The sequence below is a fragment of the Leifsonia sp. 2MCAF36 genome (genome assembly GCF_052115525.1).
Taxonomy (GTDB): domain Bacteria; phylum Actinomycetota; class Actinomycetes; order Actinomycetales; family Microbacteriaceae; genus Leifsonia.
The window spans coordinates 65160-76398 of sequence record NZ_JBFRGV010000008.1 but is presented as its reverse complement, the minus strand read 5'-3'; the positions used below and the strand labels follow the sequence as shown (position 1 = coordinate 76398).

The 11239-nt window shown below is 69.7% G+C and carries 9 protein-coding genes; all 9 read right to left on the bottom strand.

Features of this window, described 5'->3' with window-relative positions:
• Window positions 1-64 precede the first annotated feature (64 nt).
• On the bottom strand, window positions 65-1066 hold the full coding sequence (locus tag AB4079_RS13305; RefSeq protein WP_441787784.1) for a proline racemase family protein: 1002 nt from the start codon (window positions 1064-1066) through the stop codon (window positions 65-67).
• Window positions 1067-1080: 14 nt separating this feature from the next.
• The gene (locus AB4079_RS13300) at window positions 1081-1989 is read right to left on the bottom strand and encodes a dihydrodipicolinate synthase family protein (protein WP_441787783.1); all 909 of its coding nucleotides are present in this window, start codon (window positions 1987-1989) and stop codon (window positions 1081-1083) included.
• A gap of 61 nt (window positions 1990-2050) precedes the next feature.
• A complete protein-coding gene (locus AB4079_RS13295) occupies window positions 2051-4777 on the bottom strand; it encodes a beta-L-arabinofuranosidase domain-containing protein (RefSeq protein WP_441787782.1) in 2727 nt (908 codons plus the stop codon).
• Window positions 4774-6228: an aminopeptidase P family protein gene (locus AB4079_RS13290; RefSeq protein WP_441787781.1), complete on the bottom strand. Its 1455-nt coding sequence runs from the start codon at window positions 6226-6228 to the stop codon at window positions 4774-4776. The genes AB4079_RS13295 and AB4079_RS13290 overlap by 4 nt, the downstream gene beginning before the upstream one ends.
• Window positions 6225-7523, bottom strand: coding sequence for an alpha/beta fold hydrolase (locus AB4079_RS13285; RefSeq protein ID WP_441787943.1), 1299 nt, complete (start codon window positions 7521-7523; stop codon window positions 6225-6227). Before AB4079_RS13285 ends, AB4079_RS13290 begins: the two co-directional genes overlap by 4 nt.
• Complete coding sequence (locus tag AB4079_RS13280; protein ID WP_441787780.1) at window positions 7523-8395, bottom strand: ATP-binding cassette domain-containing protein; 873 nt, start codon at window positions 8393-8395, stop codon at window positions 7523-7525. Before AB4079_RS13280 ends, AB4079_RS13285 begins: the two co-directional genes overlap by 1 nt.
• Entirely contained in the window at window positions 8392-9258 is an 867-nt protein-coding gene (locus AB4079_RS13275; protein WP_441787779.1) for an ABC transporter ATP-binding protein, read from the bottom strand. Before AB4079_RS13275 ends, AB4079_RS13280 begins: the two co-directional genes overlap by 4 nt.
• A gap of 11 nt (window positions 9259-9269) precedes the next feature.
• Window positions 9270-10268, bottom strand: a complete 999-nt coding sequence (locus AB4079_RS13270) for an ABC transporter permease (protein ID WP_441787778.1) — start codon at window positions 10266-10268, stop codon at window positions 9270-9272.
• Entirely contained in the window at window positions 10265-11239 is a 975-nt protein-coding gene (locus tag AB4079_RS13265; RefSeq protein WP_441787777.1) for an ABC transporter permease, read from the bottom strand. The genes AB4079_RS13270 and AB4079_RS13265 overlap by 4 nt, the downstream gene beginning before the upstream one ends.

The following is an 11239-nucleotide window of genomic DNA, read 5'->3' as shown; positions in this document are numbered from 1 at the left end:
TCGAACGCCGGCGGGACGTCGCGTCGCGTTCTGTCCATGATCCTGCCAGTTGGCGGCGTCCCGGTCACAGCTGGAATCCCCGGGGGAACGGATCGGACGGGTCGAGCATGTACTGCGCGGTCCCGGTCACCCAGGCCCGCCCGGACACGGTCGGGACGACGGCCGGGATGCCGGCCACCTCCGTCTCTTCGACCAGCCGCCCGACGAACGAGGTGCCGATGAACGACTCGTTGATGAAATCGGTGTCGAGGGGCAGCTCACCTCTGGCGTGCAGCTGAGCCATCCGCGCGCTCGTTCCGGTGCCGCACGGGGACCGGTCGAACCAGCCCGGATAGATCGCCATCGCGTGCCGTGAGTGGCGCGCATCCGATCCCGGAGCCTCCAGGTAGACGTGGTGGCAGCCGCGGATCGTCGGGTCGAGTGGATGCACGGGTGCGTCAGCCGCGTCGACGGCCGCCATGATAGCCAGTCCGGCCGCAAGCAGGTCGTCCTTCCGCTCGCGATCGAAGGGCATCCCGAGTTCGGCGAGCGAGACGATCGCATAGAAGTTGCCGCCGAATGCGAGATCGTAGGACACGCTCCCGAAGCCGGGCACGTCGACCGAGCGGTCGAGACCGACGACGAACGACGGCACGTTGCGGATCGTCACGCGGTCGGCGTGCCCGTCGCTCACGGCAACGTCGGCGACGACGAGGCCGGCCGGGGTGTCGAGGCGGATGGTCGTCACCGGCTCGACCACCGGCACCATGCCCGTCTCGACGAGCACCGTGGCGACCCCGATCGTGCCGTGTCCGCACATGGGCAGGCAGCCGGACACCTCGATGTAGAGCACGCCCCAGTCGGCATCCGGCCGGGTGGGCGGCTGCAGTATCGCACCACTCATCGCGCTGTGACCGCGCGGCTCGTTGACGAGCAGCTCGCGCACGTGGTCGTTGTTCGCGATGAACCACTGCCGCCGCTCCTCCATGGTCGACCCCTGGTACGTCCCGGCCCCGCCGACGATGACGCGCGTCGGCATCCCCTCTGTGTGGGAGTCGACGGCGTGGAAGACGCGCTGTGATCGCATGTCGATCCTTCTGGTCAGCGGTAGCCCTTGGCCAGAACGGCCTCGGTGTCGGCGATGATACGCGAGCGCACATCCTCGGGAAGCGGGAGGCGCGGCGGCCGGGTCGTGATGCCGCCGGGGGCGACCCCGGCGACCTCCTGGGAGAGTTTGATGGCCTGGACGAACCAGACTTTCGAGTCCCAGCGCAGTAGTGGGTGCAGGTCGCGGTAGATATCGCGGGCCTTCGCCCAGTCGGCCGGGTCACCCGACGTCGACAGGGTATAGAGCTCGACGGTCGCGGCGGGGATCGCGTTGGGGTAGCCGGCCACCCAGCCGACCGCGCCGTTGATGCCCAACTCCAGGACGACGTCGTCGGACCCGATCGAGATATCGAGCCCCGGGGCGAGCTCGCGGATCTCGTAGGCGTGCCGCACGTCGCCCGAGAACTCTTTGACCGAGACGATCAGGCCCTCGGAGTGGAGGCGAGCGAGCAGCTCTGGGCGCAGGTCGACCTTGGTGTCGATGGGGTTGTTGTAGGCGAGGACAGGCAGGCCGACGGCGGCGACGCGACGGAAGTGGTCGACGACCTCGTCGTCGCTCGCGCGGTAGGCGTTCGGCGGGAGCAGCATGACCGCGGGAGCTCCCTGCTCGGCCGCGTGCTCGGCGAGGCGAACGCACTCGAGGGCTCCGTACCCGCCGACGCCGGGGATCACCGCGACATCTTCGGGGGCGGCCTCGACAGCTGTGAGGTAGACGCGCTTGCGCTCGTCCTCTGTGAGGGTCTGGTACTCGCCCAGGGAGCCGTTGGGGATGATGCCCGTCACCCCGTTGGATGTCGTGAACCGAACGTGCTCGGCGTACGCGTCGTAATCGACCGCGAAATCCGGGGTGAACGGGAGGGTGGTGGCGAGGTTCACGCCGTGCCACGGCTTGCGATCGGTCATCGGTTCTCCAGCTGTTTCGTATCGTGCAATTGCAATTGTAGTAAGGCTTTCTGCCATTCGTCTACCTTTCGGCGGGTCGGAGCGGGAGCACCAGGCGGCGCCGCGGTTCCTCGTTTCCGGCCCGGTCGGTGGCTGCGTACTCGATGACCTGCTCGTGGTCGGTCAGCGTGCGCACAAAGGCCTCCTGGAAAGTAGCCCAGAAGGTGCCGTCGCCCTGCCACTGGATACGCTCGACCCCCGATACCCCGTCGCTCGCGGCGAAGGAGATCTCGACGCCCGATCCGAGCGACTTCACCCTCGCCTCGGTCAGCGGCGGCTCCGTGTCGATCTCCAGCGTCCGCGACGCCGAGCCGGTCAGTCCGGAGGCCGTGGTCGCGCGGGCGGATACCCGCACCTCCCCGTCGTACTCGACCGGGACGGGCGCGCGGTACGGCCGCCATTCCCCGTCGCCGATGCGGACTTCCACGAAGGCGGCGACGGCGTCGTCATCCCACGCAGTGGCCCGCACCTCGACCTGCGGAGAGGTGGTGTACCAGCCGGACGGGGACGGCTCGGGGCTCACGACGATCTCGACCGACGGGGGAGCCGCAATGTCGTCGGGTTCGTCGATCCAGGCCGCGATGTCGGCCGCGGCCCACCTCTCCTCGTCCGTACCGGAGGCCACGTGCCGGTCCGGGGTCAGGTCCGCTCCGAGCGCCGCGCGAAGCACCGTGCACGCCTCGGCGCCGCCCAGCAGGCCGTCCCTGCGGGCCGCTCGTACCGACGCGAGGGCGCGGGTCAGGAATTCCGCCCGGGTGCGGGGTTCCGGCTCGGCCCAGAGGTCGTCGAGCACTGTGCTGCCGTCCGCACGCCGGCGAGCGGGAACGCCTGTGTCCGCTCCCCCGAAGCCCACGGTGGCATCCGCCGCGCGGACGTACAGGTGATAACGCTCGACCGATCCGATCCAGACCGGCTCGAAGCGCAGGCCGGCCACCACGACGCCTCCCGTCGACTCGAGGTCCGCGGCAATACCGTCAGCGTCACGGCGGGTATCGGCGAGGATCGTCCCGTCGAGCATGCGCCGTCGGGCCACAGCGGCCTCGATGGTCGTCGTGCTCTCCGACCGCGCGACCAGCACGCTCGGCCCGAAGCTCACCGACTGGAGGCGCGGGTCGTCGATGGTCCCGGTGGCACGCAGGCCGAGCGGCAGCTGCAGGGTGAGAACGTCGCCGGGACACCAGTCGTGACGGGCGGTCGCGTAGCCTCCCGATTCCGCATCCAGCGGTACCGGACGCCCGGAAATGGATGCGGTCGCCGAGCCGATGACCCAGCCCGGGATGCGGAGATTCAGCGCCATCTTCACCGTGCCGGTGCCGCCGTCGGTCCGCCCGACGGCGAGGCGGACCGTACCCGAGAACGGCAGCCCGCTCTCCAGGCGCACCCGCAGACCGCGATCGCGCCAGTCCAGCTCGGCGTCGGTGTAGAGGTTCACCCACAGGTCCGCGTCCGGTCCGTCGCCGCGGAAGAAGACCGTGTCCTGGTACTTCACGTGGTTCTCGAGTCCGGTCCCCCCACAGCAGGTGCCCGTGTTGTCGAACTCTGGCAGGGCGCCCGGGTGGACCGGGAACATGTACGTGACCTCGGGGCTGGTGTCCGACGCGATATCGCGCCGTGAGCCGAGGATGTGGTTGAGCACTCCCCGTTCGTAGTACTCCATGTAGCGCGGCTCCAGCGTGTGCTGGAACAGCAGGCGTGCCAGCTTCAGCAGGTTGTAGGTCGCGCAGGTCTCGGCGTTGCGGTGGCCGATGTCACCGGCGACAGTGTCGGCCGGCCCCCACAGCTCACTCTCGCCGGTGCCGCCGTGAGCGTACATCCGGCCGGGGACGACCTGATCCCAGATGCCGATCGCGGCGTCGAGGTACCTGCGGTCGCCCGTGAGCTCGTACTCCTGCACGTAGCCGATGAGCTGTGGCAGGTGCTGGTTCGCGTGCATGCCATCCAGGATGTCGCGTCGTTCAGCGCCGGCGGAGAGCAGCTCACGCTGGTCGAACATCCGCGCCGTCTCCAGGAACAGCGGCTCCCCCGCCGCGACGCTGAGCCGGGCCATCGTCTCGTTCATGCCCCCGAACTCCCCGGCGATGTAGAGCGACCACATCCGCTGCCGCCGCTCGTCGTCCAGCCGGCCGAGGCGTGACGACACCCAGTGACCCATTGCCGTCGCCACGTCGAGCGCCTGCCGTTCGCCGGTCAGCTCCCACGCGTCGAGGAGACCCGCCATGATCTTGTGGCAGGTGTAATAGGGAGCCCAGATCTCGCCGTAGGGCGCGAAGTCCTCGAGCCGGGAGAACTGCCACTCGCCGTAGGCGGCGAGGAAGCCGGGGTGCGAGTAGCGGCCGGTCGCGGCGAGCGCCCGTTGCACCTCCGCCAGTCCGGCGACGAGCTCGGAGACCTTCGCACGCAGCGCCGGGTCGTTCTCGCCCGCCGCCGCCATCGCCAGCATCGAGAGGAAATGGCCGGCATAGTGCCCGCGAAGCAGATTGGCTGTCTGGGCGGCCTCGCGCCCGGGGTAGTCACGCTCCCCCCACGGCTCCTCGTTGGGATGCCCGAAGTCCTCCCACGCGCCGGGCGCCGCAGCGCCGCGCGTGTCCAGGCCCGCGTTCGCACGGAACACCGCCAGCAGCCGGTCGACCGGGTAGACGCGGGCGAGGTGGAGCATCTGCTCTCGCGCCCGTGCGAAGACGCTGCCGTCGCCGAGGCGGACCTCGTCGAGCGCGAACGGATGTACGCGCGCAGCGGTGCGGGCCGTCACGAGCCGGACCCCAGGTGCGTTCTCGCCCAGGCCTCGACACCAGCGGCGTCGATCGGCAGGGCCCCCGAAAGCACCTCCGAGCCGGTGTCCGTCACGAGCACGTCGTCCTCCAGGCGCACGCCGATGCCGCGCAGCTCCGGCGGCACCGTCAGATCGTGCGCGTGGAAGTACAGACCGGGCTCGACGGTCATCACCACTCCCGGTACGAGGTCAGCGCCCATGTAGTCCTCGTACTGCGCCTGGCTGCAGTCGTGGACGTCGAGGCCGAGGTGGTGGCCGATGCCGCAGGCGAGGTACCGGCGGTGCTGCTGGCCCTCCGGAGAAAGTGCCTCATCGACCGATACCGGGAGGAGCCCCCAGTCGTGCAGGCCCTGCGCGACGACCTCCATCGCCGCGAAGTGGAAGTCGAGATAGGGCACCCCGGGGCGGATGCGGTCGAGGCCCGCGCGGTGCGCCTTCTCGACCAGGTCGTGCACGTCACGCTGGGCCGGGCTGAAGGTGCCGCTCGCCGGGACGGTGCGCGTCACGTCTGCGGTGTACAGGGAGCGCGCCTCCACTCCCATGTCGAGCAGCAGCGCGGCATCCGGCAGCACCGGTCCGTCGCAGCGAACCCAGTGCAGGATCGGCGCGTGCGGTCCGGAGCCGACGATGGTGGAGTAACCGGGTCCGTTTCCGAAGGTGCGCGCGTGCCGGTCGAAGGTGCCCTGCAGCCAGCGCTCGCCCAACCCGTCGCCGATCGCGCGCGGAACCTCCGACATGACGGCGGCGAATCCGCCGACCGTGGCGTCGATCGCGCTGCGGAGTTGTGCGACCTCCCACTCGTCCTTGACCATGCGCAGCGCGGAGAGGGTGCGCTCCAGCTCCGTCGAGACCTCCGCGCCGACCGCCGACGCCAGGTGCGCTGCCGACCGCGCGGCGTGCGCGTCACGCAGATCGCCGTGGCGCTGCTCCAGACCGTCCAGAGGTTCCACCGCCACGCCGAGGGCGTCCGCCCACTCGGGGAGGCCCGCGGAGGGGCCGACCCAGAGCTCGCCGTGGGCGGCATCCGCGAAGAAGCCCGTGTCGCCTGGCCGGAACGGACGCGGCAGGTACAGCACGGCGTCGTGACCGCCGGGAGCCGCCCAGAGCACCAGGACCGCACCCTCCACCTGACAGCCGGTCAGCCAGACGAAGCTGCTGTCGGCGCGGAAGCCGTACGCGGCGTCGTCGTTCCGGATCGGCGCGATGCCCGCCGCGACGACGATGGTCCGGCCCGGGTACGCCGCACTCAGCCGGCTGCGATGCGCCGCCGCCGCCGCGGCAGTGCCCTCCGGCAGGGCCGGGTACGCCGGGACGTCCTCCCACCCCGTCGAGACGAAGTCCGTGAACGCAGGGATCTGCGCCAGGCGCGGGTAACGCGTGCCCGCGTACGGCGGTCGCGTGGCCGTGGCGTGGTCGTGCGGTGCGGTCATTCGTTCTCTCCCTCTCGTCGTTCGCCACCGCGATCGCGGACCAACTCCCGCAGCGCGGTGAACGTCCGGCCGGATCCGATGCCGTCGTGCTCGAATTCGTTGGTGACCCAGTACTGCGAGTTGCCGATGCGGGACAGCGAGTCCAGCTGCAGCTGCGCGTCGACGTACATGTCGTCGAAGTAGACCGCCGCCGCGAGCGGGACCTCGTTCGCCGCGAGGCGCTCTGCGTCGTAGAGCGGGCTCCACTCGGTACGCTCGGCCAGCACATGCACCGCATCCCGGAATCCGCGCAGCAGGCGCACCTCGTCGAACATCCACGGGAAGGCCATCTCGCCCGTGAAAACCAGCGGCCGCGTGTCCTCTTCGAACTCGGGCCGGCGCTCGCGCTCACGCTGAGCCGCCCAGGCTGCCGGGCCGCTGGTGGGATCGCCGTAGATCGACTCCTGCAGCGTCCAGAACAGCGGATTCGCCGCGCTGGACGTCAACGTCATCGCATCCTGGAGGAACCCCGTCGACAGCCGGCCGGGACGCGCGAAAGCCTTCTCGGCGAGCCAGTGCAGGCGTTCGCGGCCCGGCTTCATCCCCAGGTCGATGCCCAGCGACTGGAAGCGGCGGACGGTCAGCAGGTCGCCGTCCGGGAGGTAGGTGTCACCCGAGGCGAGGACGTCGGCGATCCGCGCGATCGCCTCGGCGTCGCCCGGGTACTGCCGGTACAGTTCGGCGGTCTTGGTCGCGACGCGGTCGAACGTTCTGGCGTAGACCTCGGCCGCACGCGGCGGAGTTCCCGGGATGCCGCCGCAGACGTAGCAGGCCGTGAGTGCGTCGGGAGCGAGTGAGAGGTAGGTCAGGGTGAGGAAGCCGCCGTAGCTCTGAGCGAGCGTCGCCCACCGACGGCCGCCGTAGCGCATGGAGCGGACCTGCTCCAGGTCGCGCACGATCGAGTCCGCACGGAACAGGGCGAGCAGGTCGGCGCCGGCCCGCGCCCCGAGCGGCGCGATGTCCGCCGCCTCCAACGGTGTGCTGCGTCCCGTCCCGCGCTGGTCGACGAGCACGACCCGGTAGTGGCGCAGCGCCTCGTCGATCCAGCCGTCGCGCCGGAGGGGGCGCGGATTCGCACCCCCGGGACCCCCCTGGAGGTACGTGAGCAGCGGGAGGTCGTCGCCAGCCTGGTCCGGGTCGACGAGCTCCCGCACGAACACGGTGATCGTCCGGCCGTCCGGGTCCGCCCAGTCGAGGGGGACGTTCACATCCGCCTCGCTGACCCGGATGCCCGGGAGGTTGTACTCCGTCGTCATCACGCGTCGACACCCACGGACTCGCGGCCCACAGCCTCGCGCGAGCGCTGTGCTTCGCGGCGCCGCGCATCCCACTCCGGATCGATGCGGGGCACGGCCGCCAGCAGGGTCCGGGTGTAGTCGTGCTGAGGGTTCGAGAAGATCTGGTCCCGGTCCCCGGTCTCCACTATGCGGCCCTGGCTCATCACCGCGACGCGCGTCGCGATCTGCCGGACGACCGCGAGATCGTGGGCGATGAAGAGGTAGCCGAAGCCCTCATCGGTCTGCAGCGACCGGAGCAGGTTGATGACCTGGGCCTGAACGGACACGTCGAGCGCCGAGACCGCCTCGTCGCAGATGACCAGCTTCGGCTTGACCGCGAGCGCCCGTGCGATTCCGATGCGCTGCGCCTGACCGCCCGAGAACTGCGACGGGTAGCGGTCGGAGTGCGCCGGGTCCAGGCCGACCCGCTCCATCAGGGAACGCGTGAACGCGCGGGCGCCGCCCGGAATCGTGCGCTTCTGGTAGACGAGCGGCGCCGTGACCAGCGTCTCGACGCTGTGACGGGGGTTCAACGATGAGTACGGGTCCTGGAAGATCACCTGCACATCGCTGCGGAAGGAGTGGAGCGCCCGTCCGCTGAGCGCGGTCACATCCCGGCCCTCGAACTCGACCGTCCCGGCTGTCGGCTCCATCAGGCGTGCCACCAGGCGAGCCGTCGTCGACTTGCCCGAGCCGGACTCGCCCACGAGCGCCAGCGTCTCGCCGCGGTGCATCTCCAGGGAGACGTCGTCGACGGCCCGGAAGGGCGTGCCGCGTGAGAACATCGTCCCGCCGGCCCCGAACTCCTTCACCAGTCCGGTCGCCCGGCACAAGGGTGCGGTGTCGCTCACGCGTTCTCCTCCCCGACGCCGGCGAACGACATCCCCGTCGTCCGCAACTCGCCGATCTCGTCGTCGATCCGTGGCACGGCATCCAGCAGGCGCCGGGTGTACTCGTGCTGCGGATCGCTGAAGACGTCTGCCACGGCGCCCTGTTCGACCATCCGCCCTCTGCGCATCACCACGATGCGGTCGGTGACCTGGCCGACCACGGCGAGGTCGTGGGTGATGAGGATGAGACCGGCGCCGGTGTCACGGCGGATCTCGGCGAGCAGGTCGAGGATCTGAGCCTGCACCGTGACGTCGAGCGCGGTGGTCGGCTCGTCGGCGATGATCAGCTCGGGCTCCATGCTCAGGGCCATCGCGATCATGATGCGCTGGCGCATCCCCCCGGAGAACTGGTGCGGGTAGTGATCGACCCGGCGGCCCGCGTCGTGGATGTGCACTCGCTCCATCGCCTCGATCACCACCCTGCGTGCGGCTCGGGCCGAGACTCCGGAGCGGTGCGACCGATAGGCCTCGGCGATCTGCGTCCCGACCGTGTAGTAGGGGTTGAGCGACGACAGGGGGTCCTGGAAGATCATCGCGATCCGGTCGCCACGCACCCGCCTCATCGCGCGCTCGCCGATGGTCAGGAGGTCCTGTCCGTCGAAGACGATGGAGCCGGTGGCCGTGCCGCCCTTGGGCAGCAGCCCCATGATTCCCAGGCTGGTCATCGACTTGCCGGAGCCCGACTCGCCGACGATGCCGAGGGCGCCGCCGCGCGGAACGCTGAAGCTGAGCGAGTCGACGACGCGGCCGACTCCGGCCGCCGTGCGGAACTCGACACTCAGGTGGTCGACGCGCAGCAGATCGTCCGTGGCGCTCGTACTCATGCTGTCTCCGCTCATGCTCTGGCCGCCGTCCGCACCCGCGGGTCGATCGCGGAGTACAGCAGGTCGACGACGAGGTTGCCGACGATCACGAAGAACGCGGACAGCAGGGTCACCGCCATGATGACCGGCTGGTCGTTGGACGAGATGGAGTCGGCGGTGAGCTTGCCGACACCGTTCAGACCGAACACGGTCTCGGTGATGACGGCGCCCCCCAGCAGGCCGGCGATGTCCATACCGAAGATCGTGACGATCGGGGTGAGCGCGGGGCGAAGCGCGTGCCTCCGCCAGACCAGAGCAGGGTTGAGCCCCTTCGCCCGCGCCGTGCGCACGAAGTCCTCCTGCAGGGTGTCGATCACGTTGGCCCTGGTGAGCCGCGTGTAGACGGCCGCGTAGCCCACAGCGAGCACGATCCACGGCATCAGGAAGTTGAGGAACCATTGCCCGGGGTTGGCCGTGAACGGCACCGCCTGCGGGAAGGGCAGCCAGCCGAGCGCGACCACCAGCACGAACTGGAGCACCAGCGCCAGCACGTAGTTGGGGATCGACATCGCGCCCAGGGTGAGGCCGGCGAAGAAGCGGTCGAGCGGTCCGCCCTGCTTGACCGCGCTCAGCACACCGCCGACGAGACCGCCGAGCAGCCACAGCACCGCCGCGCCGATCGCGATCGTCGCCGAGATCGGGAGGCGCTGCACGATCATGTCGCTGACCAGCTGGCCGGTCTGGAACGAGTAGCCCAGGCACGGGGCCGGGCAGTGGATGACGGCGCCGGCCACCTCGTAGTCGCGGCCCCTGAACAGACCGGAGAGATACGTCCAGAACTGCGTCCAGAAGGGTTGGTCGAGCCCGAGGTTGGACCGGATCTGCTCGATACGCTCCGGGGTGCAGTTCTTGCCGCAGATCTGCACGGCCGGGTCGGGTGAGAGCACGAAGAAGATGACGTACGTGAACAGCGTCACCAGGAGCAGCACGAGCAGCATGCCCGCGATGCGCGAGGTCAGGAAGCGGATCATGCGCGCACCTCCGTGTTCTCTGCGATGGCGCGGATGCGGTCACCCAGGGTGGTGAAGGAGATGACCAGCAGGAAGAGGAACGCGCCGGGGATGAGGAAGTACATCGGGTCGACGGCGTACCACTGCGCCGCGGAGGCGATCATCTGGCCCCAGCTCGGTGTGGGCGGTACGACTCCCACGCCGAGGAACGACAAGCCCGCCTCCGTACCGATGTAGCCCGGGACGGCCAGCGTCGCCATGACGACGATCGTCGAGGTCAGGTTCGGCAGGATCTCGCGGAAGACGATCTGCCCGCCGGACGCTCCCGAGGCCCTGGCGGACTCCACGAATTCGCGCTCCTTCAGCGAGAGCGTCTGGGATCGCACGATGCGCGCCAGATAGGGCCAGCCGAACAGCGAGATGACGACGACGAGCAGGAACACCCGGTTGTCCGAGGGCAGCGCGGAGAGGATCGCGATCATGAAGATGAGCGCCGGGAAGGCCATCAGGAACTCCATGACCCGCGAGATGACGGTGTCGATCCAGCCGCCGAAGTATCCGGCGAGCAGCCCGAACAGCACGCCGAGGAACGTGGTCAGCAGCGTGGCCGAGAGGGCGACGGTCATCGACACGCGTGCCCCGTAGACGATGCGGGCGAAGATGTCGCGGCCGCTGCCCGGCTCGACCCCGAACCAGTGCTCGGCGCTGATGCCGCCGAACTCCCCCTTCGGGATGGCGCCCATGTTCGGGTCGATCGCCGACTGGTCGAACGTATACGGCCCCCAGCCACTGAGCTGCACGATCAGCGGAGCGAACACGGCCATCAGGATCACGATGACGATGTAGGCGGTGGACAGCATCGCCGGGATGTCGGAGAGGAAGCCCCGGAGAAGCCTGCGGCCCGAGCCGGGCGGCGACTCCAGCGCGCTTGCGAGCGCTGGGTCGCCTCCCGGCGTGGCCTCGACCTCGAGGATGGTCGAGTTGACGGTCAT

What these genes read in the sequence shown, in the direction of transcription:
- AB4079_RS13305 (WP_441787784.1), bottom strand. Translation starts at nt 1,066, where the DNA reads ATGCGATCACAGCGCGTCTTCCACGCCGTCGACTCCCACACAGAGGGG.
- AB4079_RS13300 (WP_441787783.1), bottom strand. Translation starts at nt 1,989, where the DNA reads ATGACCGATCGCAAGCCGTGGCACGGCGTGAACCTCGCCACCACCCTC.
- AB4079_RS13290 (WP_441787781.1), bottom strand. Translation starts at nt 6,228, where the DNA reads ATGACCGCACCGCACGACCACGCCACGGCCACGCGACCGCCGTACGCG.
- AB4079_RS13285 (WP_441787943.1), bottom strand. Translation starts at nt 7,523, where the DNA reads ATGACGACGGAGTACAACCTCCCGGGCATCCGGGTCAGCGAGGCGGAT.
- AB4079_RS13275 (WP_441787779.1), bottom strand. Translation starts at nt 9,258, where the DNA reads ATGAGTACGAGCGCCACGGACGATCTGCTGCGCGTCGACCACCTGAGT.
- AB4079_RS13270 (WP_441787778.1), bottom strand. Translation starts at nt 10,268, where the DNA reads ATGATCCGCTTCCTGACCTCGCGCATCGCGGGCATGCTGCTCGTGCTG.
- AB4079_RS13265 (WP_441787777.1), bottom strand. Translation starts at nt 11,239, where the DNA reads ATGACCGTCAACTCGACCATCCTCGAGGTCGAGGCCACGCCGGGAGGC.